21 protein-coding genes and 1 pseudogene are annotated in these 25,738 nt (G+C 53.3%); 3 read left to right on the top strand and 19 right to left on the bottom strand.

Features of this window, described 5'->3' with window-relative positions:
- Positions 1-24 precede the first annotated feature (24 nt).
- From PEH01S_RS25135 to PEH01S_RS25085, 11 genes are all read right to left on the bottom strand, one after another.
- Positions 25-807: an enoyl-CoA hydratase gene (locus PEH01S_RS25135; RefSeq protein ID WP_127488737.1), complete on the bottom strand. Its 783-nt coding sequence runs from the start codon at positions 805-807 to the stop codon at positions 25-27.
- Positions 808-846: 39 nt separating this feature from the next.
- A complete protein-coding gene (locus tag PEH01S_RS25130) occupies positions 847-1,749 on the bottom strand; it encodes a hydroxymethylglutaryl-CoA lyase (RefSeq protein WP_127488735.1) in 903 nt (300 codons plus the stop codon).
- A gap of 22 nt (positions 1,750-1,771) precedes the next feature.
- Positions 1,772-1,984 carry an acetyl-CoA carboxylase biotin carboxyl carrier protein subunit gene (locus tag PEH01S_RS25125; protein WP_127488733.1) on the bottom strand — a complete coding sequence of 71 codons (213 nt, stop codon included), beginning with the start codon at positions 1,982-1,984 and terminating at the stop codon, positions 1,772-1,774.
- Positions 1,985-2,001: 17 nt separating this feature from the next.
- Positions 2,002-3,342, bottom strand: coding sequence for an acetyl-CoA carboxylase biotin carboxylase subunit (locus PEH01S_RS25120; RefSeq protein WP_127488731.1), 1,341 nt, complete (start codon positions 3,340-3,342; stop codon positions 2,002-2,004).
- A gap of 14 nt (positions 3,343-3,356) precedes the next feature.
- Positions 3,357-4,496, bottom strand: a complete 1,140-nt coding sequence (locus PEH01S_RS25115; RefSeq protein WP_127488729.1) for an acyl-CoA dehydrogenase — start codon at positions 4,494-4,496, stop codon at positions 3,357-3,359.
- A gap of 34 nt (positions 4,497-4,530) precedes the next feature.
- Complete coding sequence (locus PEH01S_RS25110) at positions 4,531-5,817, bottom strand: dihydrolipoamide acetyltransferase family protein (protein ID WP_127488727.1); 1,287 nt, start codon at positions 5,815-5,817, stop codon at positions 4,531-4,533.
- Positions 5,818-5,835: 18 nt separating this feature from the next.
- Positions 5,836-6,819, bottom strand: a complete 984-nt coding sequence (locus tag PEH01S_RS25105; RefSeq protein ID WP_127488725.1) for an alpha-ketoacid dehydrogenase subunit beta — start codon at positions 6,817-6,819, stop codon at positions 5,836-5,838.
- 12 nt (positions 6,820-6,831) lie between these two features.
- Complete coding sequence (locus PEH01S_RS25100) at positions 6,832-7,845, bottom strand: thiamine pyrophosphate-dependent dehydrogenase E1 component subunit alpha (RefSeq protein WP_025844222.1); 1,014 nt, start codon at positions 7,843-7,845, stop codon at positions 6,832-6,834.
- A 237-nt stretch (positions 7,846-8,082) separates the two neighbouring features.
- Entirely contained in the window at positions 8,083-9,774 is a 1,692-nt protein-coding gene (locus PEH01S_RS25095) for a DUF6138 family protein (RefSeq protein WP_127488722.1), read from the bottom strand.
- Positions 9,775-9,795: 21 nt separating this feature from the next.
- Positions 9,796-10,782 carry a DUF4261 domain-containing protein gene (locus tag PEH01S_RS25090; RefSeq protein WP_127488720.1) on the bottom strand — a complete coding sequence of 329 codons (987 nt, stop codon included), beginning with the start codon at positions 10,780-10,782 and terminating at the stop codon, positions 9,796-9,798.
- A gap of 575 nt (positions 10,783-11,357) precedes the next feature.
- Positions 11,358-11,708, bottom strand: a complete 351-nt coding sequence (locus PEH01S_RS25085) for a VOC family protein (RefSeq protein ID WP_025844217.1) — start codon at positions 11,706-11,708, stop codon at positions 11,358-11,360.
- Between the two features lie 220 nt (positions 11,709-11,928).
- Here PEH01S_RS25085 and PEH01S_RS36030 point away from each other — a divergent pair.
- Both PEH01S_RS36030 and PEH01S_RS36025 read left to right on the top strand, forming a co-directional pair.
- Positions 11,929-12,054 (top strand): annotated as a pseudogene (locus tag PEH01S_RS36030) (YHYH domain-containing protein); the annotation flags it as partial.
- Between the two features lie 129 nt (positions 12,055-12,183).
- Complete coding sequence (locus PEH01S_RS36025) at positions 12,184-12,609, top strand: hypothetical protein (RefSeq protein WP_307720122.1); 426 nt, start codon at positions 12,184-12,186, stop codon at positions 12,607-12,609.
- Positions 12,610-12,701: 92 nt separating this feature from the next.
- On the opposite strand, the gene PEH01S_RS25075 is transcribed toward PEH01S_RS36025, so the two are convergent.
- From PEH01S_RS25075 to PEH01S_RS25050, 6 genes are all read right to left on the bottom strand, one after another.
- Positions 12,702-14,576: a chondroitinase-B domain-containing protein gene (locus tag PEH01S_RS25075; protein ID WP_127488716.1), complete on the bottom strand. Its 1,875-nt coding sequence runs from the start codon at positions 14,574-14,576 to the stop codon at positions 12,702-12,704.
- 137 nt (positions 14,577-14,713) lie between these two features.
- Positions 14,714-16,969, bottom strand: coding sequence for a glycosyl hydrolase family 95 catalytic domain-containing protein (locus tag PEH01S_RS25070; protein WP_127488714.1), 2,256 nt, complete (start codon positions 16,967-16,969; stop codon positions 14,714-14,716).
- Between the two features lie 17 nt (positions 16,970-16,986).
- The gene (locus PEH01S_RS25065; RefSeq protein WP_036712063.1) at positions 16,987-17,868 is read right to left on the bottom strand and encodes a carbohydrate ABC transporter permease; all 882 of its coding nucleotides are present in this window, start codon (positions 17,866-17,868) and stop codon (positions 16,987-16,989) included.
- Between the two features lie 16 nt (positions 17,869-17,884).
- Positions 17,885-18,844: an ABC transporter permease gene (locus PEH01S_RS25060; RefSeq protein ID WP_025844211.1), complete on the bottom strand. Its 960-nt coding sequence runs from the start codon at positions 18,842-18,844 to the stop codon at positions 17,885-17,887.
- Between the two features lie 25 nt (positions 18,845-18,869).
- Positions 18,870-20,486 carry an extracellular solute-binding protein gene (locus PEH01S_RS25055; RefSeq protein ID WP_025844209.1) on the bottom strand — a complete coding sequence of 539 codons (1,617 nt, stop codon included), beginning with the start codon at positions 20,484-20,486 and terminating at the stop codon, positions 18,870-18,872.
- 214 nt (positions 20,487-20,700) lie between these two features.
- Entirely contained in the window at positions 20,701-23,013 is a 2,313-nt protein-coding gene (locus PEH01S_RS25050; protein WP_127488712.1) for a helix-turn-helix domain-containing protein, read from the bottom strand.
- A 215-nt stretch (positions 23,014-23,228) separates the two neighbouring features.
- Between PEH01S_RS25050 and PEH01S_RS25045 the strand changes: the two genes are divergently transcribed.
- Positions 23,229-24,092, top strand: coding sequence for a helix-turn-helix domain-containing protein (locus tag PEH01S_RS25045; protein ID WP_127488710.1), 864 nt, complete (start codon positions 23,229-23,231; stop codon positions 24,090-24,092).
- Between the two features lie 12 nt (positions 24,093-24,104).
- On the opposite strand, the gene PEH01S_RS34765 is transcribed toward PEH01S_RS25045, so the two are convergent.
- Positions 24,105-24,248 (bottom strand): hypothetical protein, encoded by a 144-nt coding sequence (locus PEH01S_RS34765; protein ID WP_164828039.1) that lies wholly within the window; start codon positions 24,246-24,248, stop codon positions 24,105-24,107.
- A 30-nt stretch (positions 24,249-24,278) separates the two neighbouring features.
- The gene (locus tag PEH01S_RS25040; protein ID WP_127488708.1) at positions 24,279-25,496 is read right to left on the bottom strand and encodes a macrolide family glycosyltransferase; all 1,218 of its coding nucleotides are present in this window, start codon (positions 25,494-25,496) and stop codon (positions 24,279-24,281) included.
- Positions 25,497-25,738 lie beyond the last annotated feature (242 nt).

Raw genomic sequence — 25,738 nt, 5'->3', positions numbered from 1 at the left:
TCCTCCTTATCTCCATAATGCTTGTTACTCGCCCTTAAATATGGGGGGACGCTTCTCTTTGAACGCCTGCAGTCCTTCCAAGCGGTCCTTTGTCGGAATCGTGACTTCATAGGCATTTTGCTCAATGGCAAGCCCGGTGCTTAGATCCACATCAAATCCCTTATCGATGGCGAACTTGGCCTGCGCCACGGCGACAGGAGCATTTCGAACAATTCGGCCCGCGATTTCCAGCGCCTTATCGAGAAGGGCTTCAGGCGGTGTCACATACTCGACCATCCCCATGTCCCTAGCCTCTTTGGCACCGATTTTTCTTGCGGTGAAAATAAGCTCCTTGGCGCGCCCCTTCCCGATCAGCCTCGGCAACCGCTGCGTTCCGCCTGCGCCGGGAATAATCCCAAGCGACGTTTCCGTAAGCGCAAATGCTGCCGTTTCGGAGGCGATCCGAATGTCACAGGCCAACGCCAATTCCGTTCCCCCGCCAAAAGCGGCTCCGTTCACGGCGGCAATGACCGGCTGGGGCAAGGCTTCTAACTCATTGAGGCTCTGGCGAATCAAACCAACCGTCCTGCGCACCTGATTCATGTCCATGCCTGCGCGCTCTTTTAAATCGGCACCTGCGCAAAAAACCTTCTCTCCAGCCCCTGTGACCATGATGCAGCGAACAGACCGGTCGAATTTACATGCCGCAGCCACATCACGCAATTCTTCCAGCATCTTGATCGATAGCGCATTGGCGGCTTCCGGCCGGTTTAAAGTTAGGAGCATAATTCCATTTCCCAGGTTGGTGGCCAAGACAGCTTTTTCCATGATCCCCCTCCTTCCCTGATGAACCGAATCCATGCCTGTCTATCCGTTCGAGCTGCCGATCTGAAGATTACGGCTTGGTAAAGCTCTTCCTATCTTTTCCTGAATAAAACGGGCCGCGGAGAGCAGCTTTTCCCGATTTACACCCGTTTGAATCCCCATCGCATCCAGCATGTAAAGCAAATCTTCCGAAGCCACATTGCCCGAGGCCCCGGGCGCATACGGGCATCCGCCTAAACCGCCGACGGAGGCATCAAACGTCGTGATCCCCATGTCCATGGACACCAGAATATTAGCCAGAGCCGTCCCGCGCGTATCGTGAAAGTGCAGGGCCAGTTTTTTGGCATCAAAACGCTTTAAAAGAAGTTCCAATACACCTTGCACCTGCTTAGGATTGGCAATGCCAATCGTATCCCCGAGAGATAACTCGCCAATCCCCATGTCGAACAACGTTTCCGATACCCGGATCACTCCGTCGATGGAAACAGCACCTTCATAGGGACAACCGAAGACGGTTGACACATAACCGCGGACCGACTTTCCTGCGGAAAGAGCTTCTTGCGCCACTTCTCTTAAGATAGGAAAAGTATCGCTAACGGACTTGTTTATGTTCCTTTGATTATGGGTTTCGCTGGCAGACATAAAAACGGCCGCTTCATCCACATCGGCTTCCAACGCACGCTCCAGCCCTTGACGATTCGGAACGAGAGCCGAATAAACGATGCCGGGCACCCGTTCAATTCCTTTCGCAACTTCAGCGGCATCTGCCAGCGCCGGGATCCACTTTGGATTCACAAACGAGGTGATTTCGATGGACTTCATTCCGGTGCCGGACAATTCGTTGATCCATGCTATTTTATCCTCTGTGGAAACAAACACCTTCTCATTCTGTAACCCATCCCTAGGACCAACCTCTTTAATCGTCACACTCGCCGGCCAGTTCATCTTCCCGACCCCCAGCATACGTTTAATCCAGCTCGATCAATAGATCTCCTTCATTCACAAAGTCGCCTTCGCTCACTTTTACTTCTTTCACCGTCCCGCCGGAACCAACCGTAATCACGATCTCCATTTTCATCGATTCCAACACGGCCACATCTTGTCCCGCTTCGACTTGATCCCCGGGCTTGACAAGAATTTTATACACATTGCCCGCCATAACCGCTACGATTTTGCTCACCTGAATAACCTCCTGTTTTACGATCGTAAATACTTATCGACGAAACCCGTTGTCGTATCGCCGGAACGGAATGCGGGATGCGCGATGACGTCTTGCAGCATCGGGATGTTTGTTTTGATTCCTTGAACTTGATAATGGGCTAGCGCCTCTTGAAGCCGGTCAATCGCCTCGTCGCGATCCTTCCCTCGTACCACGAGCTTGGCAATCATCGGATCATAGAAAGGCGTGACCACGGAGCCCTCATGTACAGCCAGCTCATGACGGATTCCCGGTCCTTCGGGTATGGCAAACTTCGTAATCGTTCCCGGAGACGGGAAGAACGTCTTCGGATCTTCCGCATAAATCCGCACTTCAATCGCATGACCGTCGCGTTTCACATCGGACTGGCCAAAATTCAAGGGATGTCCGGCCGCAATTCGGAGCTGCTCCGCAACCAAGTCCAAGCCGGTAATCTCTTCTGTAATCGTATGCTCGACCTGTAGGCGAGTATTCATTTCAAGGAAATAGAAATTTTTGTTCCCGTCAACCAAAAACTCGATGGTTCCTGCATTCCGGTATCCGATCGATTTAGCCGCCCTTACCGCCGCTTCGCCCATTTTGACGCGTGTGAGTTCATCCAAAAAAATAGAAGGGGCTTCTTCCACCACTTTTTGATGGCGGCGCTGAATGGAACATTCCCGTTCCCATAAGTAAACGATATTCCCATGGGAATCGGCCAAAATCTGAATTTCGATGTGCCAGGGATTTTCCACAACCTTCTCGATATACATGGCCCCATCTCCGAAGAAATCGGAGGCGCGTTTCCGGTTCCCTTCAAACGCTTTTTGAATTTCCGCTTCGCTATGAACGATCTGCATGCCGATCCCGCCACCGCCGGCCGAAGCCTTGAGCATGACCGGATAGCCGATACGTCCGGCTTCCCGCGCCGCTTCTTCCGCATCCGCTAACGGATAGGAGATGCCGGGAACGACAGGCACGCCTGCCTTTTCCATGATATTCCGGGCTTCAATTTTACTGCCCATGCGGGAGATGACATCCGCCGACGGACCGATGAATACGATACCGGCTTCCTCGCAGCGGCGGGCAAATTCGGCATTTTCCGAGAGAAGGCCGTATCCGGGGTGAATCGCGTCCGCTTTGGACAGACGGGCGATTTCCAAAATTTTGTCGATATTTAAGTAGCTTTCCGATACTTTGGGACCTCCCACCCCGTGGGCCTCATCCGCCATCTTGACATGAGGGGCATTGTTATCCGCTTCCGAGTAGATGCAGACGGTGGCAATACCCAGCGATTTGCAGGTACGGATCACCCGGGCCGCAATTTCCCCGCGGTTAGCGATTAGAATCTTCTTGAACATAGAACCCACCCCCTTTAACAGCCGATCTGGCGTGCGATCACCATTCGTTGGATTTCCGAAGTGCCTTCCCCGATCTCTAAAAGCTTGGCGTCCCGGAAGAACCGCTCCACTTGGTATTCCTTCATATAACCATACCCGCCATGGATCTGAACGGCTTGATCGCAAACCTTCATACACATTTCCGAAGCGAATAATTTGGCCATCGCCGCTTCCTTCTTAAATCCTCTTCCTTGATCCTTAAGCCATGCCGCTTTATAAACCATGTTGCGTGCTACTTCAATATTCATGGCCATGTCGGCCAGTTTAAATTGGATGGCTTGAAAGGCAGATAAGCTGCGGCCAAACTGTTTTCTTACTTTGGCATATTGGAGCGATTTTTCGTAAGCCCCTTGGGCGATCCCGACCGCCATGGCCCCGATTCCGATTCTCCCTCCGTCAAGCGTAGCTAAAAATTGCTTGTACCCGTTTCCTTCTTTCCCCAGGAGATTTTCTTTGGGAATGGTTACATTGTCCAACACCAGCTCCGTTGTATTCGAGGCGTGAAGACCCATCTTTTCATAATTGCTGATGACTGTAAATCCTGGCGCATCGGTAGGCACGATAAACGCACTGATTCCATTCGTCCCTTTGGAGCGATCCGTTACGGCCGTGAGCGCCAGATTTTTGGCAAAGCTTGCATTGGTAATAAAGCATTTGGAACCGGAAATGATCCACTGATCCCCTTGCAGTTTCGCTGTCGTTTGGGTTCCGCCTGCATCGGAGCCTGCATTCGGTTCCGTCAGCCCAAACGCGCCCAAGTATTCGCCTTTACAAAGAGGGGTTAAGTATTTTTCCTTTTGCTCATCCGTTCCGAATAAATAGATGGGCGCCCCGCCTAACGAAATATGGGCGGAATACGTGATCCCTGTGGAGGCGCATACCCGGCTTAATTCTTCTACCGCGATAGCAAAGCTTATGGTATCCGCTCCCCCGCCGCCATATTGTTCGGGAAAAGGCAGACCCATGACTCCCAGCTTCGTTAATTTGTCGAAAACATCAACCGGAAATTGCTTTGTGCGATCCCGTTCATCTGCGCCCGGAGCCACCTCGCCTTCCGCAAAATCGCGCATCATCTTCTTGATCAACGCTTGTTCCCCGGTTAAATCAAAATGCATCGTTCATCGCCCCCAACTTAAACATTCTGAATCGTTAATAAAGCCCGGTGTCCGTGCCGTAACCTTCAATCTTTTGCTTGACGCTGTTCAAGAAGCGGCCGCATACAAGACCGTCCAACACCCGGTGATCCAAGGAAAGACAGATGTTCATCCTGTCGCGGACGGCAATCATGTTATCGATGACGACCGGACGTTTTACGATGGCTTCGACACTTAAAATGGCCACTTGCGGAGGATTGATGATGGGAGCTGAAAGAACGGAGCCGAAAGAGCCTGTGTTATTGACGGTAAACGTTCCGCCGGTGATATCCTCCAGCGCTAACCTGCCCTCCCTTGCCTTCTTGACCAATTCGTCTATGGCTTTGGCAAGACCGAAAATGCTTTTTTGGTCGGCGTTTTTAATGACGGGCACGAATAGCGCTTGATCGGTGGCGACGGCCATCGACATATGAACCGCTTTTTTGACGATGATGTGATCGCCTGCCCACTGCGCATTCAAGCTGGGGAATTCCTTCAGGGCTTCTACAACCGACTTGATAAAGAATGGCAAATAAGTTAAATGGACTCCTTCTTTTTGCTTAAATTCCTCTTTGATCCGGTCCCGATAACGTACCAGATTGGTAACATCGCATTCAACCATAAGCCAGGCGTGGGGAATCTCCTGCTTGCTTTTTACCATTCGTTCGGCAATCGTTTTGCGGATGGCGGTAACCGGGATCGTCTCGTCGGCTGGATTTAACGGAGAACGGATGGCAGACAACGCCTCAACCGAAACGGACGGCTGCGGCATTTCGCGGGCCGATTCTGCCGGTTGGGACGGCTTAGACGGTGGTTCTGCTTTTGGAACGGGGGCGGCTGCGGCTTGCCTCTTTCCTTGCAAAATGTCCAAGATGTCTTTTCTGGTGATGCGTCCGGCAGCGCCCGATCCTTCCATACGGGAAAGATCCAGGTTGTTTTCTTGCGCCAGTTTAAGCACGGCCGGCGAATAGCGTGGGCTCAGGGCCGCTTGCGCTGTCACCTCAGCGGCTCCCTGATCTTGGGCGGCGGCTGCCGTCTTGGATTCAACCGGCTTGATCGCTTGATCTTCCACCGCAATACGGCAAATCAAAGCTCCTACCGGTACCGTTTCGCCTTCTTGAACGACAATTTCGGATATCGTGCCGCTGAACGTAGAAGGAACCTCCGCATTCACTTTATCTGTAATCACTTCGCATACAGGATCGTATTTTTTGATTTTATCCCCAATGTTGACGAGCCACTTGGAGATGGTTCCTTCCGTTACACTTTCCCCTAACTGGGGCATGACGATGTTCTCGGCCATACTCTCCTCCCGATCGGATCAAAATTCGGCCAAGTCTTTCATGGCCAGATATACTTTATCCGGATTGAGCATGAAAAATTTCTCCATTGGCTTACTATATGGCATAGCGGGGACGTCCGGACCGCACAGGCGTTGGATCGGGGCATCCAATTCAAAAAGGCATTCCCCGGCGAGCACAGCTGCAACTTCCGCCCCAACGCCTCCCTCTTTGTTGTCTTCATGAACAATTAATACTTTGCCGGTTTTACGGGCCGCCTCTACAATCGATTCCTTATCGAGCGGATAGAGGGTGCGCAAATCCAGAATGTGAGCGCTGTACCCTTCCCGGGAAAGCTTTTCTGCCGCTTCCAACGCAAAATGCAGGGCAAGTCCGTAAGAAATAACCGTGAGGTCTTCTCCTTGCCGCTTAATATCCGACTTCCCGATAGGAACGATGTAATCCGAATCCGGCACTTCTCCTTTGATCGACCGGTAACATCGCTTATGTTCAAAGAAAAGAACGGGATCTTCATCGCGGATGGCTGCTTTTAGCAGTCCTTTGGCATCGTAAGGGGTGGAAGGCGTGACCACTTTTAAACCGGGAATGCTGCAAAACATGGCTTCGACGCTTTGCGAATGATAGAGGGCGCCGTGAACTCCTCCTCCATAAGGAGCACGAATGACCAAGGGACAGCTCCAGTCTCCGTTCGAGCGGTATCTCATTTTGGCCGCTTCATTCACAACTTGGTTTACGGCAGGCATGATATACTCGGCAAACTGAATTTCGGCTACAGGCCTCAAGCCATAAGCGGCTGCCCCGACCGATACCCCTACAATGGCCGCTTCCGATAGCGGCGTATCGATGACCCGTTGTTCTCCAAACTCCTCATAGAATCCCTGGGTAACCCGAAACACGCCCCCGCGTACCCCGACGTCTTCTCCTAATACGAATACCCTTTGATCTCGCTGCATTTCCTCCCGAAGAGCTTGGGTCACGGCATCAACATAAGAAATGACGGCCATTTCTCACTCCCCCTATTCTGCATAAACGTGCTTAAGGGCATCTTCCGGAGCCGAGTCCGGAGCATTCTCCGCATATTCCGTGGCCTCATCGACTTCCATGAGCATCCGGTCATGGATTTCCTTCTCCTTAGGCTCATCTAATATTCCCAGATTTTGAAGATAACGGCTAAAGGATACCAGCGGATCCTTCTTCCTGGCTTCTTCCACTTCTTCACGGGAACGGTAGGTTCGATCATCGTCGTCGCTGGAATGCGGAACCAACCGATAGACGACCACCTCGATCAGCGTCGGCCCTTCTCCTCTTTTTGCCCGATCGGCCGCCTCTTTCGTGACCCTATATACTTCCAGGGGATCATTGCCATCCACGCTGATGCCGGGAAACCCATAGCCTTTTGCCCGATCCGCGATGCTTTCGCAAGCCGCCTGCTTGGAGTAGGGGACGGAAATGGCATACTTGTTATTCTCGCAGAAGAAAATGACAGGAAGCTTGTGCACCCCCGCAAAGTTCGCCGCTTCGTGAAACTCCCCTTGATTGCTGGCCCCTTCCCCAAAGGCCGTTAATACGACAAGGTTTTCTCCCTCTATTCTTCCAGATAAAGCGATTCCAACAGCATGCGGCACTTGGCTCGTTACGACGCTGGACCCCGAAAGAATGTTCAGTCTTTTACTCCCATAATGCCCTGGCATTTGGCGTCCGCCACTGTTGGGATCTCCCGCCTTGGCAAAAGCGGAAAGCATCAATTCCTTTGCCGTCATCCCGAAAACAATGACCATTCCCATGTCCCGATAATACGGACAAAGAAAATCCTTCGTTCGATCCAACGCATAAGCCGCTCCTACCTGTGCCGCTTCATGACCTTGGCAAGAAACGAGAAAAGGGATCTTTCCCGCACGATTTAGAAGCCACATCCGTTCATCTACTTTTCGCGCCAAAACCATATTCTGATACATTTCAAGAACCTGCCGATCCGATAGACCCAGTGCTTGGTGCCGGTTCTTGACTTGACCGTTTCCGGTTTCTTTCATATTGTATCCCTCCGACAAGTGTGCCGCTGCTATTGCGGTTTCCTTTATTTTTACATAGTGTCCTTCCAATCGTGAAATATATATTGTGCATAGAAACGATGCAAAAAAAATATAGCCCGTTTCGGTTTTCCTTCTCCTCGCCGCTCGTCAAAACACAAAACGACCCGCAGGAGGGGCACTTTTTTCAAAGTATCCATCTTGCGGGTCACAGTTTTGTTGGAATGCCCCACGGCTTGGCTATTTTCTTCTCCCGGAAAGTGGGCCGGTTGCCGCCTGCGCAAGCCCGGACAGCAGCTCCGCCTTCTCCCCTTTGGCTTTGGCGGCAGCCGTCTTAAGCTTGTCCACGCCGCCCCAAATCATATAGACGATACGCTCCACTTCATATGGCCGAAGGCCGCTAACCTTGTCGAGCAGCAGTCTTGCATTGGCATCCTCCTCCATCGCCGGCTTGATCTTCAGCTTGATCGAGTCGGTGCCGTGCAGCATGCACGTTACCAGCGTGGGAATGGTCTCCGCGTTCACGCCATGCTGTTCGACGAAGGCGGCCGTGAAGTCATTTTGCACGGACTGGTGCTCGTCATCGACCTGCTTCATATACTCCTCGACCAGCGCAAAATAGCTCCGGTCCGCCAATCCGAGACCGAAGACGGCATAGCTCCCCGGCATGCAGCTCTTCTCGCCTTCCGTATCCACATACCATTCGAACTCTTCCATCGCTTCGCGGGCATATTCCTCCAGCAGCGGGTACAAATTCGGGTATGCCGTGGCGTTGGCGAAGAAACGGTGCGTGCCCGACTTCGCTAATCCTTTGACGGGCAAAAATTGCTTCACGCCGGATTTCAGCTTAATCTGATAGCTTTTGGGGAAGCCTTGCCGCAGCAAGCGGCAAATAAACCGGAGCGCACGCGCGTAGCTTTCCTCGGTTTCCTGCTTCATCGTAATCGTTACCGTTGCAAATACGTCATTGGCGGCGCATTCCACAAGCTCGTCGCGGAAATACACATCTTCCTTGGCCAACGTTCCGCTGCCTTCCTTCATGAAACGCGCTGCCCGGGCGCTTCCCAGCTCGACCGCCCGATCCAGGAAGGCAAGACCTGTACTTCTGCTGTAAGAAGGCTCATATTTAATAATGGACACCGCCGTATATAACAACAGCTCAATCGGTCCTTGCTCCGTCTCTTCAAGCTGGACATCGCTTTTTCTCGTATACTCTGCTTGACGCCAATCATCCTTGCGAATCTCGAAATAACGGGGAAGAAACGTTTCCTCCACCCAATTCCGCAGCGCGTTCACGATGTTCGACCGATGCTCTGCAAGCCGCTCCTTCTTCCCTTTATTCAGCTCCAAAATGTTCTCGAACACGGAGATGATCCGTCCTGCATCCGGATCGGGAAATAATTGCTCGTCGAGCAGGTGTCTGGAGAGAAAAAACGTCTCTAGCGGCTTGGTAGGATACTTGCCGCCATCGAGCTTCGTTTCAATATAGGACGCGACGGCTTCCAGCAGCCGCTCCTTCTTCGCCTCATCGATATGCCGGAGAATCGGGAGCCTCACTTCGCCTTCACGCACGCGAAACTTTCCCCAGAACGTAAATTTATAATCGATGATGGCCGGGGACGGAAGGTTGTCCAATTGCTGCTGCATGAATGCAGCCAAGCGGGGGACGATCTTCTCCCGGACCTGTTCCTCGGACAATAGCTCGGCAGGCTCGCCCAGTGGGGTTTTGACTTTGGGCGACAAGAAATCCAGCTCCGTGTCCGTCACGCTGACCCTGCCCTTGGCGTACTCCAGCAGGCCGTAGTCATAAATCCCGACCTGCAGCGGGGTACGCTTCACGATGTGCTGCGCATCCTTATCGCCAATGAAGTCGAACCATTGCTCAATGGCTTGCTTCATTTCGTTGATGAGATCTTCCAGCATGCTATCCATACGATAGTTCCGCCTCCCGCCTTATCGGTTTCCGTCGTGATGCTGTCTGCCAGCATAGTAAGGCTCGCCCGGATCCAAGTCCAGCACGTAACGGCGCGGCTCGGCCAATGCATACTGATGCTCGCAGCGCCAGCGCTGCTGCTCCGTCCAGCCAACCGTCTCGCCGTCCTGAATGACGTCTCCCCGGTTATACAAGTAATAGCCGAGATCACCCAGGACAGAGGCGACTTCTCCCGGCTCCATATCGTAAAAATGACACTGCAGGTCCGGCAGTCCCAGTGCGGCGAGTCCGGTGGTATCCATCAAAAATTCCCGGCGCTCCGTCCCCCTGCCCTGAACGTTATAAAATCTGACGTTCATCGCTCCATACAGCGTTTGCCCTTCCGCCACAGCGCCCAGATACTGCTCCGGTTCTACGAGTTTGTCGCTCGCGCTCCAGTAGAGAGCGTCGCACGGGGCCACCTCCAGCAGAGCCCGCAGCGCATTCTGGAACAGCTCCAGCCGTTCTTTATAAGGAAGGCCTGCGGCGCAGAAATCGGTAAGCAGCACGGAATGCCGGCAGGCTTCCACCGTCCCGCGGGCTTCCGGCCAATGCCAGGCTTGCTGCATGGCCGTTTCGTATTTTTCCGGCTTCGTCTCCCCGTTGGCCCGGAATACGCACGTTTGCGCCGGAAATTCGCCTTCCTCATAAGCGACTTTATAGTTCAGATGGAAAAACATCAGCGTGTCGTTGTTTGGGTCCGAAGCTTCCGCTTCCCAGACGGCAAGACCAGGAACGTCCGCCGGATCGTCTTCAGCTTCAGCCTCGTCCTCTTCGTTCTCGGCATCATCATTCGGAACGTCAACGTGCCCCGTATAAGCCTCCATCTTCGCGTACAGCGCCTCGCGGGACAGCTCCGGTTTCGTCTTATACAGCAGCTCCACCATATAAACCCGGGCAAAACCGGAATCGTCCTGCGCCTCTTGCTCGGTTCCATCCTCTTCGAATCGGTCTTCCATCTCTGTCATTTCGTTCGCTCCTCTTCTTCGTTATCGATGCAACCGCGGTCATACATGCAAAACCTTCCGTCCTCCACCCAAAGAAGGTAATCGCCGTTGACGCCTTGGCGGAATGCCGTTTCCTCCGGTTTCCGTTGCCCCTAGGCGGCAGTCTGCCGTCTTTCTTCGTATACTCCAACGTCCGCAGCTGATTCCGGGACCGGATGCGGACGGACCGCTTATCCTCCGCAACGTCGGCCGACTCGATCCGCACCGGGCTGTTGTCCTTCCACCGCCGGGGGATGCCCGGCAGCATTGCCTCATGCTCTTCGGCTTCAGCCTCTGCGGCCGACACGACCCTTTCATTATTCCATTCAAACGATTCCGATGACAAGTTATGCCAATGTTTTTGAACCGGTAGACTTATAATAAGATAATCCATCCGTCGTTTGTCCTGTTTTTCCCAAGCCGAAACAAAACTAAAGGCGTACTTTTTGTTGCATTTTTCGACAAAATTCTCAATCGGAAAGCAAAAAAACGAACCGGCAGAAGGAATAGGCCTTCGACCGGCTCGTACTCTTGCTCTTGCACTATCGAAGTTTCCCTTAAGCGAGCACCTCGACGGTAAAACCGCCTGGGGCTTTCACATAGAACGTCCACCCATGCGACCTTTGCGGCGGCTTAACCTCGAATCCGTCGTCCTTCATCCGTTGGTTGATCTCGTTCACCTTCTCTTCGCTCTCCTGGATGAAGCCAATATGAAACGTCTTAGGGTATTCAACCTGGGCTCCTTTCATTAACGTGATCACCATGCCGTTATCGTCAAACAGCACCGCGAACGAAGTGCCGCGCGCATCTCCGCTCGTATCCATCGGTTTGAGTCCGAAATAAGTTTCCAAAAACTGTTGTGCGGCTGGAACGTCCGTGACAGTCAAATTGAGATGATTCAGTTTCATCGTATAACACATCCTTTGTTCAAAAGTTGATTTCCCCTAAATCGTATCACATTCATGCAAATGATAACTTTTTCGCGGATTGTCGTTGAATAATGAGCAAAAACCCGTCACGTCGATTTAATCTATTTCATCATGGTTAAAATTTGCTTGATCCAATTGTTCTATTTTCCTATGGATGGTAAAATCATAAGAAGATAGAACTACATAGGGGGTCGTATTCATGAGACTAAAGCATGTCGTTTTAGGGATTGCACTACTCAGTCTTTCTTTTTCCCCGATCGCGAACGCTCATCCCGGGAGAACGGATAAAAACGGAGGGCACACGTGCAGAACCAATTGTGCAAAATGGGGGCTTGAAGACGGCGAATATCATTATCACAACGGAGGAAGCGGTTCCAGCGGCGCCTCCGGCTCCACAACAAGCTCGCCGAAGCCCGCTCCACCTTCCCCGGCAAAGGAAGAAGTCCCGGACGGCATGATTAAGGTGAATTTACCGGCTTTTAAGGTGTATGTAAATAATCAGGAGGTTTCCAATGCTTCTGCGCAGTATCCGCTCATCACATACAAGGATATTACGTACTTCCCTATGACTTGGAGCTATACGCAGGCTTTGGGGCTAGAAACCAAATGGGATAAAGAGACGGGATTTGTGATCCGGAAGACGGCCAATAAAGCAGCCAAACTGAATCCCGATCTTGGTTCCCCGCCTGCAAAGCTATATGCCAAGCTTCCCGATTTCAACGTATTTGTAAACGATGCCTGGTTCGACAATTCGGCAGAAGCGTATCCGCTGCTTGTTCTCAATGATGTGACCTATTTCCCGATGACCTGGAAATTGGCCGTCGAGGATTTGGGCTTGACGACAAAGTTTGAAAATAATGCCTTTTACATTGCGAAATAAGGCTGCCATCAGGCAGCTCTGGACGAGAAAAAGTGCCTCTCCCCGCGGGGATGGCACTTTTCCTTTTTTCTGCGGCAAATGTAAAATTGAAATTATGGCGCGTCCGGCCCTACATCGGTCTTCTGCAGCGGACGATTCTTGAAGGTCGAAGCCGTGGAATATTCGTCCGCTCCGATATCATGGGCGGAGGTGCGGGCTTCGCCATCCATATCCTCCTTGATATAGCTGTACGTTCCAACGGCGGCGTCAATCGCCGCCTTGCTGGCGGAGGATAATTTTTGCAATCCGTTCACGGTTTGAAATAACGGGTCGGCGTTACGAATCTCCGAAGCCGTTCTCGACTTATTGCTCAGCTTGCTGCCATACCCGAGGTTGCCTTCGAATACGGTGTTGCTGGCGACCGCTTCGTTATAAAGCGTGCCCGTGGAATTTTTCACGATGTTGTTCGCTATGATGCTGTCTTGAGGAGCGAAAGACCTCTTCCCGGATCCGATGACAACTCCCGTCTTGCTGCCGACGATCGTATTGTTGACGACTTGGGCGCGGTAAATTTTCCAATGCGCTTTCAATTGATCGGGCGTCACATTGGGCGGGTTCCCGTCGGCGCCGCCGTCAAAGCTGCCGCTGTCGAGATGGATGGCGGTTCCCGTAAGATTTTCGAAGTAGTTGTTGTAAATTTTATGATCGTTGCCATATACCCGAATTCCCGATTGCTCCGTTTCTACGCCGTCGCCAAGGAAGAAGTTCCCGTAAAACTCGTTTTTATGGCCGTGCCGCGAAGTCAGTCCCCCTTTCGAGGTTTTGAAGGTATTGTAACGGACCGTGTTGCCGCCGCTTTTGACGGAGACAATTTCGGGTTCGCCGTCGCAGTTCTCGAACAGATTATATTGAATGAAGTTGTCGCCTTTGGATAACGAGATTTTGGATAGCCCCAGGCGGATCGTTTCCTTGCCGTTGTCTACCCACGGGCCGATATCGTGGAAGTAGTTGTATTCGATCTTGTCGTGCTGCGAAATGTTCCCATCGCCGTCGCCTTCGTAGGCAATGAGCGGGCCAGTGTCGCTCTTGGGACCAAAATCATTATGGTCGATCTGGTTGTGATGGCTGTTCGCTCCGCTCACCTGCAGCCAGATCAAGTCTTTTCCGGTTGCCGGCAAAGCGAATCGATTCCGGGTCACCCGAATATTGTTGGAGCCGTCAAGGAGGACGGCCTTGTTGCCGGTGTTCGTAAACTTCAAGCCCTCAATCGTAACGTAGGACGAATTTTGAATTTTGAACGAGGCCCCGCCGGAAATAACGGCCCGTCCCGGATTCGCCGCCTTGATCGTAATAGGGCTATTCTCCATGCCGTGTTTGCCGCTTACGACGAAGGGACCATTTTGCGTATAGGTACCGTCGGCGAGCACAATCGTCGTGCCTGCAGCCGCATTTTTAATAGCCGCAGTCAGCTCTTCAGAGGTGGAAACCGGCACGCCTTCGGCGCCCTCCCCATAAATCTCCACTTCGGTGTAGCTGTTCCAGGCATTGGCCGAGTTGCCGTGTCCGATAACCCTTACGTACCGGGCCGCGTTGACATCGGGAAAATCAAAGGTTTGCAGGCCCGCGTTCAAGCTGCTCGTCACATTCGCCTTCACCGTCTTAAAGCTCACATTGTCGGTCGAGGTTTGAATATCGAACTTGGAGGTTCTGGTATCCCCGTTGAGAAATGCCATTTTCATATAGCTGACCTTCTTGTTGGCGCCGAGATCGAATTTGATCCATTCCCCGTCGCCGCTGGCGGACCAGCGTGTGGCCAGATTGCCGTCTACCGTATTGGCAGGAACGTTGCCGTCGTCCTTACTTGCCGTTACGGCAGACGCCGGAACCGGCAGCTTGGCATCCGCTGCGTAGCCGGGGGCGGCAGGAATAAGCGCAGGAAGCAAGCAAGCGCATGCAAAAACGGTAAATAGCTTTGTTCGTCGTATCATTTCATCGCTCCTTCTTTTTTTTGATTGCAGAGTGCACTCCGGTTTTATTGTACAAAGAAAAACGGGGCAAAAGAAATCATCAAAATGCCAAAAAGATCATTAAAATCTGCAGTTTTCGGCCTTCTCCCCGGCGCCGGTCATTCCCGATCCCGAAACGGAAAGCCGTAAAGCCGCCAAGGCTTATGCCCGCCGAAATAGCGGACGGGTCTTCCGGACGGCGATACCGGCCGTATTCGCAGATCCGGAAGCTCGCCGTCCGGATACAGAATCGCTTCCTCTCCCTTTTGCAAATTCAAAGCGATTTCCCCTTGTTGCGTTCCCAAATCAACCGTCGCTTCCGGGACGGCTGTTCCGGCTTTCCGCCACCGGACAACGCCCGTCCACCCGGTCCGGACAATACACGGCTCCCCGGCCGAGCTTTTCACCCGGATAAACCGGGTTCTGCCCTCGCTGCGCACGGCGCTGACGAGAAAAGCCCCTTCGGCGCGCAGATCGTGAAACGCCGCTTCCCGCCATTCGTCCGGGACGGCCGGGAAAATGCGGATCGTGCCGCCCCAGCTTTGCAGCAGCATGTCATGAATCGCCTCCGCTCCCGCAAGCGGCGTCTCGATGACCGGTCCCGCTTCTTTGTACATCGTATTCGGCTTGACGATCAGCAGCAGCGCTTGCAGCAGGCGCAGCGCTTCATTCCCCCAGCCAAGCGTCGCGGCGATGGATGCGGCGCCGGTCAGACTGAAGCCGCGCAGATCGCCCTCCTTGCCGATCCAATGGCGAAGCGAGGTGGCGATCAGCTCCCGGTCCTCCTCCTTGTCGCAGCCGATCAGGTGCAGCGGAAAAACGGCGAGCAGATGGCTGAAGTGCCGGTGGCCGTACGCAAGCGGCGTATCGCGGCCGATCATGAAGCCGGTCTCGTCCACCGGCAGCGGAGCCAGCCGGTCCAGAACGTGCAGCCATTTCCAGCACAACGGGTCCGCTTCCCCCAATCGCTCGCTTATCGCCAGCAGCGTTTCGCAGCCCCAACGGAGAAGCGCCAGATCGTAATGGCAATCGCGCACCCTCGTCCGCATAAACGAGCCGTATTCGGGGGAGATGGTCGGCGGCAGATGCAGCCTGCCGTCTTCCTCTTCTTCCAGCAGGTGGATATAGTAATTCACGCTTCCCCGCAAGATCGGATACAGCACGTTTCTCAGCATCTCGTCATCCATAGAATACCGGTAATGCCGCCACACATTGTGGCATATCCAGGCCAGGTTGCCGACCTCGTCGTCTACCTCGCTTTTCAGATCAAAGCTGCAGCTGCGGCCGAGTCCCGCCGAATCATGCCGGAACGGCTCGGGCACGTTCGCGGTCAAATGCTCCCTGTTCTCGTCGAGCGCCCGCACCAGCGATTCTCCGATCTCCAGCCGGTTGGCCGCATATACCGGCGAATAGCTCATTTGCACGTTCATGTTGAACCAGATTCCCGGCCAAGGCGTCGGGGCAAGCCACGGTCCCTGATTGTCGATCAGCGGCCGGTCGGCCCGCGTGGCCGAGGCCAGCTTATACATCTGAATCCAATAGAAGCTTTCCAGCCGCCCGTCCGGGATCGAAACGAAGCTTTGCCGGTAATACCGGTGCCACCATCGGCGGTGCGCACCGACCCACGCGCCGAAATCGTTCTCCGAAGCTTTCCTCACCGCGGCCGCAGCTTGCTCCTTTGCTCTCTCGTCATGGCCGTTGACGATGCTGACGTACCAGATCTTGCGGCGGCCTTCGGACGCCCGTATTTCCTTCCAAGCCGTGACGCAGCCTTCGCTCTCGCTCGGGGCATACCGCTGGACGGAGAAGGATATCCCGCCGCTTCCGGCCGTTTTGTCCACCGTTTCCGCAGGAATGTACTGGTTCATATTGATGCCGTCGGCATGCTTGAGCACCGGGTCCACCTCGGAATTCGCATACCATACCAGGCGTGCGTCCGCTTCTCCTTCCGTCGTTTCAAGCTCGATAGCCATCACTTCCGCTTCGCTGTGGGCGAAAGCCCGGACCCGGACCTCTCCGCGGGTCGTCGTCAATACGCCCCGCAGCTCGGCATGCCACAAATCCAGCCGCAGCGAGGTCGGATGATAAATCATCCCTTCCAGCTCCAGATCGAGCTCGCCGATCGGCACGCGCGGGCGGAAGCCTGCACAGTCCGTCCGGGTCGCCGTCACGTCCGTCCGGCCTGCAACGAACCGCAGCACGTTCCGCTTCCTGGCGTTCTCCTCCCCATAAATCATCGCGCCGATCAGCCCATTGCCGATAAAAGCCCCTTCGTCCCAGCTGACGGGCTTAACGACCCATTCCATATCGTTATCGGCCATAAACCGCTCCCAATCGAGCTCCAGGCGGACAGTTTCCGTTTCGTTTCCACTCATCCCTCGGGTTTCGCTCCTTATCCTTTGATTGCGCCGACGAGCGCGCCCTTCACGAAATACTTTTGCAGGAACGGATATACCAGAAGAATCGGCACCGTCGCGACGATGATCGTTGCATATTTCAGCGTTACCGACAGCATCGCCACATCGCTGTCCGTCGCGCCGACGGCCATCGAGCTGGCTTCGCCCTGGAGCAAAATCTCGCGGAGCACGAGCTGCAGCGGATACAGCGACCGGTCCTGCAGGAAAATCATCGCATGGAACCAGGAATTCCAATGACTGACGCCATAATACAGCATCATGACCGCGATGACGGGCATCGAGAGCGGCAGCATGATGCGGAACAGGATGACGAAATCGTTCGCTCCGTCGATCTTGGCCGATTCCTCAAGGCTGTCGGGGATCGCCTCGAACGACGTTTTCATGATGATCAGATTGAATGTATTGATCGCATGCGGAATAATAAGCGCCCACAGCGAGTCGGCAAGCCCGATTCCTTTGACTGTAAAATAAAACGGGATCAGTCCTCCGCTGAAAAACATCGTGAAGACGATGAACAGCATAAGCGGCTTGCGGTAGCGCAAGCTTTTGCGCGACAAGGCATACGCCCCGAAGGCCGTAAGCGACAGATTGAACGCAAGGCCGACGATGACGACGAACAGCGTATTGCCGTAGCCCTTCAAAATCATCGGGTTGTTAAACACGCTCGCGTACGCCTCGAGCGAAAATCCGAGCGGCTTCCACAGCATGCCTTTGTGCGCCATCAAGCTTGCGGCGTCGCTGACGGAAGCGAACGCTACGTACACGATCGGGTAAATGGTGAGCACCATCAGCAAAGTCAAAAAGACGACGTTGCCGGCATCGAAGCATCTTTCCGAAACGGTGCGCCGGTTCAGCATCGGCTGCTCCTCCTTTCTACCATAAGCTTGTATTGTTCAGCTTGCGGCTCAGCCAGTTGGAAAAGATCACGAGAAGGAAATTGATTGCGGAATTAAACAACCCGACCGCCGAGCTGAAGCTGTAATTGAAATCCTGCAAGCCGACCCGGTACACATACGACGAGATGACATCGGCTGTCTCGTACGTGCTCGGATTGTACAGCAGGATGATCTTCTCGAATCCGACGTTCATCAGCCGTCCGATGTTCAAAATAAGCAGGATGACGATCGTCGGCATCAAGCCCGGAATCGTCACATGCAGCATTTGCTTCCACCGTCCGGCACCGTCCATCCTGGCAGCTTCGTACTGCTCGGGATCGATGCCGGTCAAGGCAGCCAAAAAGATGATCGTTCCCCAGCCGATATGCTGCCATATCCCTGACGAGACGTAGATCGTGCGGAACATATCCGGTTCAAGGAGCAGCGAAAGGCGTTCTCCCCCCATGTAGACGAGAATATCGTTGATGACGCCATCGCTGGCTGTAAAGTCCTTCACAATGCCGCAAATGACGACAAGCGAGATGAAGTGCGGCAAATAGGTGACGGTCTGCACCGTGCGCTTGAATAGCGTATGTCTCACTTCATTAAGCAGCAGAGCAAGAACGATCGGCGCCGGAAAGCCGAACAGCAGCTCGTAGAAGCTGATCAGCAGCGTATTTTTTATCGTTCTCCAGAAATAAGCCCCGGTGAAAAACGTCTCGAAATGCTCGAAGCCGATCCATGGACTCTCCCATATCCCGAGCCGGGGCGAAAAATCTTTAAACGCGATGACGGCCCCATACATCGGAGCATAATGAAATACCACATAAAAGAGCAGCACCGGAAGCAGCATAACGTACAGCAGCTTATTTTTCCGGATATCGACCAGCAGGCCGATGCCCGCACGTTTTTTCGGTGTAATGGCGGCAATCGTCGTTTCCGGGGTCATTGCGCTCATCCTCTCTCTCCTTTCCAAGCCCGAATTATCGTTTATTGTACCGGTCCAGCGCTTCCTGATAAATTTTCGTCACCTTATCGATTCCCATCGATTGAATCTGCTTCACGTAATCGTCGAATTTGTCGATCGGTTCCTTGCCCATAATAAATTTCACGAACATTTCTTCCTTGTAGCTCGCGATCGCCGTATTCAGCTTGGCCACTTCCTTGCTTTCCTCGACCGTCGGCGTAATGAACAGCGGCATCACATGCTTGGCGGCGTCGGTTTCGGACCAGATCTTCACGGCTTCATCCTGCTCCGGGAACGTGTTGAAGTTTTTCCGGCTGTCCCCCGGGAACGGCCCGTTGGGCTTCGTATATTGAGATACCATTTGCTGGAAGTTATATTTATCGTTTTTCGTCATCTTCTCGGTGAATTGCGGTGCGCCGTCCTTCATCGAATAGCTCTCGCCCTCAATCCCGAAGTTGAACAGCAGGCTGCCCTTCTCGCTGAAAGCGTAATCCAGCCACTGGACGGCCAGCTCGGGATGCTTCGTATCGGCGGTTACCGCTTTGCTGGCGGACGGATTGTATTTGAAATCACGCTGCCCGATGAAGGCCCGCTCCCCTTTTTTCAAGGTCGGATACGGCGCGGCAACGAGCTGGAATTTCGGATTTTTCTTCTTCCCGGTTTCCATCCAACGGCCCATGCCGCCGCTGAGCAGAGAGACGGTGGCCCCCGAATTTTCGCCCAGCATTTTGTTGTCCAGCGTCTTCGAGTCCGTGTTCAAGGCAAAATCCTTATCGATCAGCCCTTCCGCATACCATTTCCGAAGCAGAGCAAGCGCTTCCTTAAACTGCGGATCGATCGGCCCGTACTTTACCTTGCCTTGATCGTCGATATAGAACCGGTTGGCCGTACGGTAGGCGCCGATAAACGTGTCTTGAATATTAAACTCGTTGCTGTACATCGCCGTGAACGGAGCCGACGCTCCCTTTTGTTCTTTAAACGCTTTCAAAACGGTGTACCATTCGTCGATTGTCGTCGGCACTTGCAGCTTCAATTCGTCCAGCCAGTCTTTGCGGATCATCGGCCCGCGGAATACAAGCCCGTTGTCGGGGCGGATCATCGGAAATACATAATATTTGCCGCTGTCCGTCTTCACCATTTTGTCGAGCTCCGGGTCCTGCTGCAGCCTTTTCTTCAGATTGGGCGCATACTTGTCAATATAATCGTTAAGCGGCAGGATGACCTTGTCGGCGATCGCCTTCTCCGCTCCTCCGGGGTAGGAGCTGTTCCAGTCGTATTCGATGACGTCCGGCAATTTGTTCGACGCGATCAGCAGGTTGAACTGCTCCTTCGACTGTCCGTCGGCCGGATGCGCATATTTGACTTTGACGCCTGTTTCCTTCTCCAGCTGTTTGCCGAACGGCGAGTCGGCCAGGTTGGGCACGAAAGTGATCAGGTTCGTGTTGATTTGCTCCCACGAGGTCAGCGTTTCCTTCGTTTGGATGGGGTACTTGCCTGCTTCCGATGACGGCGACGCTTTCGGCGCATTCTGTCCATCCCCGATATTTTGTTTGGTGCATGCGACGGCCAGGCTGGAAGCCAGGACGATACATGCCGCTGCGCGAAACGATTTGCCGGCAGAGCTTTGTTTCATGCGAATCCCCCTACGATTTGAGAAAGTGTGCACTCGCTTTGCTGCACCTTAGCGCTATTATGCTACGAAGCGCGTCTCCAAGCTATATTCAAAATCGAAACTCCACCGTTAAAATTGGCAGTCGGGCGCCGCGCTTTTCCGCAATCCCTGTGCAAAAACCGAAAAAGCCGCGCAAGCATGCTTGAACGGCTTTTTCTGGACGGGCCAGCAATCATTAGAGCTCTCTGTATTTTCCCGGCGTAATGCCTTCGAACTTTTTGAAAATCCGGTTGAACGTATTGATGTCGGCGTAGCCGACCTTTCTGGCGATTTCCGCAACCGACAGCTTCGCATCCGGAAGCAGCCGCTTCGCTGCCTCCAGCCGGGTCATGCTGATCACATCAAGCAGCGCCTGGCCCGTCTGAGCCTTAAACTGCTTCGACAAATAAGACGGAGTCAACCCGAACGCTTCGCCGAGCATCGAGATGTTGAGGTTTTCATCGTTGTAATGCTCCCTTATATAAGAGAGGACCTGCTGACTCAGCAGATTGCTCTGCTCCTGGCTGCGCTCCTCCTGGATCAAGCGGCATACCTCGCCCAGCACCTCGCGGATCTGTACCTGCATCTCCATCATCGTTTCGCAGCCGGTCAACCGCTCCACCGGATTGACCCGCTCGAGGAAATCCCGCTTGCCTCCTGCGCCGATTTCGTCCATCGTTTTCAGAAGCGTGCTGATCATATCGAACATGAGACATTTGGCCAGCGGAACGGACAGCGACGCGCCGGTGACGTTAAGGCCGATAATTTCGTCGATCATCGCACTCGATTTCTCGTTGTCGCCGGTCTTGACGAAATTAATCAGCTGCTGCTCCACATGCAACGGATAGTAGTAGCTGCCGGCCGGATGCGCCGTATCCGAACCAGGCAGATCGCCATACCGGATAATTTCCCCGCTCCCCATCACCAGACGGTATTCCAGCGCCTCCAGCGTTTCCTGATAGGCGCGCGGAATCCCGTACAGCTCCTGATGGATGCCGCTGATCGCTGCGGTCAGGCGGATATGGAAATGATCGAGCAGAAACGATTTGACCTGTGCCGCGATTCGCTGAAGCTCCTCCTCATCGGGGGCCGTCCCAAAATTGACGATGCAAGCGAGCATATCGTCCATTTCCGTCGTAAAAGCCTGATGGCGGCTGCCGGCCACTTCCTCCACCACGTTCATGATGATAAAATGCAGCAGCCTGCCCATCCGGGGATCGGGATAACCCGATGGATCAAGTTTGCCGTAATGATCGACGTGAAACAGAAGGACGGCAAAGTATGGCGAAGCCAACCGGATATCGTGGGCGGCCAACGACTCGTGTACCGGAACGTTTTGCTCCAGCCTGCCCTTAAGCAGACTTTGGAACAAATGGGAACGGATGGCGTCACGATGCCGGCGAAGCCGCTGGTCGATCTTCTCCTTCTCGGCAAACGTCGTATTGAGCGCCTCCTCCAGGTACCCGTACTCGTTTGACCCTTCGTCGAAGGAGATGCCCGATTTTACGGATAGGCTGCGGATCAGCATACTGATCGGATTGTAATTTTTTCGCAAGAACAGGAACGTTACGACTCCGCCGACAATAAGACTTAAGCCGATGCTGGAATAGATAAGCAGCTTCATCGTTTTCATCTTGTCGTCGAACAGCTCGGCGGGAATCATCGAAACGTATTTCCAGCCCGTGCTGTCCGACGTCGTGTAGGACACGGCAACCTTTTTGCCGGAAATCGTTTCATACAAGAGGCCGTGCTTGTTCGAGAGACGATCGTAAACCGGCGCAGCCGGGTGATGGTCAAAGCCGTTCGAGGCAACCAGGCGGTTCTGCTTATCCACGACGGCGATCGAAGCTTGATTCGCCGGCGCGATATTGTCCAGCAGCTTCGAATCCTTGATGACGAACAGTATCACCGCTCCCGGCTGATCCGTATGGTCGAGAGTGACCGATTTGGCGTACATGACGGCCTTGACCGGCTCGCCGTCTCCGCGCATCGTGACGGGGACATATTCCTGAATGTACCGCTTGCTGAAGAATGCCTTCCATTCCTCGTAGCTTGTTTCGTCTTTCACGCGCAATTTTCCGTACAGCGTCCGGCTGTCGATATGTTCCCGGGCCGACAACACGGTGTCGCTGTTTTTGTAATAAACGTAGATCTGTTCGATAAAATCGTTGGCCACCTGATACACCCGCAGGTCGCCCGCAATACTGACCAAATCGTAATAGTCGCTGTCCGTAAGCGGCTGCTGCGCATTGATAAATCCGGCTACCCTCCGATTCAACGAAATTTCGAGGCTTAACCGTTCGATCCCTGCCAGATTGCCGTCAATCGCCTGCTCCATCTGCCGAAGCATCGATTCGTTGGCGCGGTTGATTTCCGATTCTACCACATGCCAAGCGGCGGCATATAAAATCGCGCTGATCATAACCGGAACAAGCAGCACCGAAATGTAGGAAATGAGCCACGTGACGATCACGCTATGTTTGTTGAAACGAATTCCTTTTCGTCGCAATTGGCACGCCTCCCGCATTTCCCCGATAGCAATTGTAATTGCTTTCATTCCATTATACAGGAAACGAATCGAGAGAAAAGCCTCTTCTTGCTCTTTTCCCTCCCGGCAGCCGCAGACTTTGTCCACTGTCCGCCTGTAAAGCGGGCCCGCCTTCCCCCGCTACCGGAGGCAGCCTGAGATGTGATACACTAGGGGCTGGAGGGAGGGACCTACGCATGGGCGGAAGTCAGAACGAGGTCATTCGAAACTGCTTCAAAAATTTGCAGATGGAGCTCATCGTCGCCCGCTTCAGCGAGCGTGTCTCTCCGAACTGGGGAAGGCCGCTCAGGAAGGACGGGTACAATCGGTTTTACTTGATCCTCGGCGGCGAGGGACGGATTCAGGTCGGCCTTCAGGAATATTTCCCCGCCCCGGGACAGCTCTATTATTTGCCTGCCGACACTCCTCTTAGCTACGGGACGGTAAGTCCCAACACCTTCACGAAGTATTGGTGTCACTTCTTGGCCAAGGTCGGCAGCTGCCATCTGTCCCAACTGATCGAATTTCCTTATTTCATTCCAGTGAAGGAAAGCGATCTGCCCGAGCTCGTGCGTCTGTTCGAACGGCTCGTGATCGCCGGCCAGGCGGAAAATCAGATGACTTCCTCCTTGAAAACGAACGGAATCCTCTACGAGATTATGTCATATTACATGGACAACGCGCCGTCTCAGACGCTCCGCCTGACGTCGTCGCCGTCCGCCTTCCGGACGAACGAGATTTTGCGGTACATCGAGGACCATCTTTCCGAGTCGCTGACACCGAAAAGGCTGGCCGGCGCGTTTCATTATAATCCGAATTATTTCTGCCGGTATTTCAAAACCCTCTTTCACGTATCCCCAAGCGAATACATCAACAAAGTCCGGATCGAGAAAGCCAAGTGGCTGCTCACCCACTCGAACTTATCTGTGGAAGACATTGCCGGAAAAATCGGTCTGGAGCGCTTTTACTTCTCCAATCTGTTCAAAAAGTATACGACCGTATCCCCGAGTGAATACCGGAGCCTGCACCATGCCGGCGGTTCCGCCGGAAACCGGCCGTAACTTTCTGTCATCCTACCGCATCCATACCGGACCGACATCGCTTGGGGTAAGCGGCCTGGCTGCTGCGCCGTTGTCCGCCCGGACTCCGGCTCCGGTCTGCTCGGGCCGTCCGCTGCCTTCGGCCTGACCGGGCGTCGGTTTCGTTCCAAGCGCCATGATGCACCTGTTCTATGGGATATCCTCACTTTATCTGTTGGTAATGCCAAAATAATTCGTTATGGCATCGGCAGCCCGCTTATAGCCGCCGGCCTGGCGTAAAGATTCGCCGATCACATGAGCTTGCTGCTTATAAGCCGGATTGCCCAGTACTTCCGCTAAGGCAGCTCTCAAAGCAGCGGGGCTGAGGTTATTTTTATCTAAAGTAATGCCCGCTCCCAGCTCTTGCACCCGCTTCGCCACGAGAGGCTGATCCGAGGTTAAGGGAATCATCACGAGAGGCACATTGTAATACAAGGCCTCACTTGTGCTATTCATTCCTGCATGGGTAATGAAGGCATCAGCGTGCTGCAGCATGTCCAGCTGTGGAACGTAGGGCTTTACAATAAAATTATCGGGGATCCGATCCATCAACGGTTCCATATTCGTATTTTTGCCTGAAGATAAGACGAACTGCACCGGTAAATCCTGAAACGCGTCAAAGCATAGCTTGTAGAAATCCAAGTCTTTATTTAAGATGGTTCCCATGGCAATGTAAACCGTCTGACGATACCGGGCACGCAGCTGTTCGAACGGGAAAAACGGAGCATCTTGACGCGGTACGATCGAAGGACCGACAAAAATAAAGCTATCGTCCAGCTTTTCCGCTTGCGGTTGAAAATAGCGGCTAGTATAAACGAGCTTTAATTGCCCCGCATGTTTGGCAATCTCATCCATAGCGGGAGCACGCACTTGAAATTCGTCGGCTAATTGCCGCGTCAACTTCATCGTGGCCTCATACAGCTCCTTGACGTCCGCACGCTTCTCGTCCAAGCCTTGATCGGTCCCCAAAGGCTCTACGAAAGCAAAGGAAGCGATGGAGCATACCGCAGGAATTCCCAGCTTTTCTGCAAGGATCGTGCCTCCCCAGCCCATCAAGGAGTCGAAAATCAAATAATCGAACTTCTCATTCGCCGTAACCCGCAGCACTTCCGGGATCATCTTCCGAATAATCCCGCCAACCATCATATAGACGAACTGATAAGGATGCTTGTACTCCGCCGGCTTTAGCACCGGATCATGGGAAAAAGCGTCCTCGGGAAAAGGATACGTCCGCAACTCGGCTCCGGTTTGTTCAATACGGGTACGATACTCCTCCGTGCACACATAGACAACTTCCTCGCCATTGTCCGTCAACTGCTTTATTAACCCTAGCGTCGGATTAACATGACCTTCCGCCGGAGTAATCACAACCAACACACGCGCCATCTTTTGCACCTCCGAATAGAATGAATTCCCCCTGCACTCTGCGATGGAGCCGTTGATCGTCTGGGCCCTGTGATTAACGGCAAAAATCCCAATCTGATTTAAGGTTGTTGTTTTCATACATATCAGCAAAATAATCTCTTTAAAGGGAATTTGATACAATATTATCCTAAATATACAATAAATCCATTACTTTATATAGAAAAATTTTACTAAACAAACAGCCCCCCATAAGTGAGGGGGCG

The sequence above is a fragment of the Paenibacillus ehimensis NBRC 15659 genome (genome assembly GCF_004000785.1).
Lineage (GTDB): Bacteria > Bacillota > Bacilli > Paenibacillales > NBRC-103111 > Paenibacillus_G > Paenibacillus_G ehimensis.
This window is presented reverse-complemented; position numbering and strand designations above follow the sequence as displayed.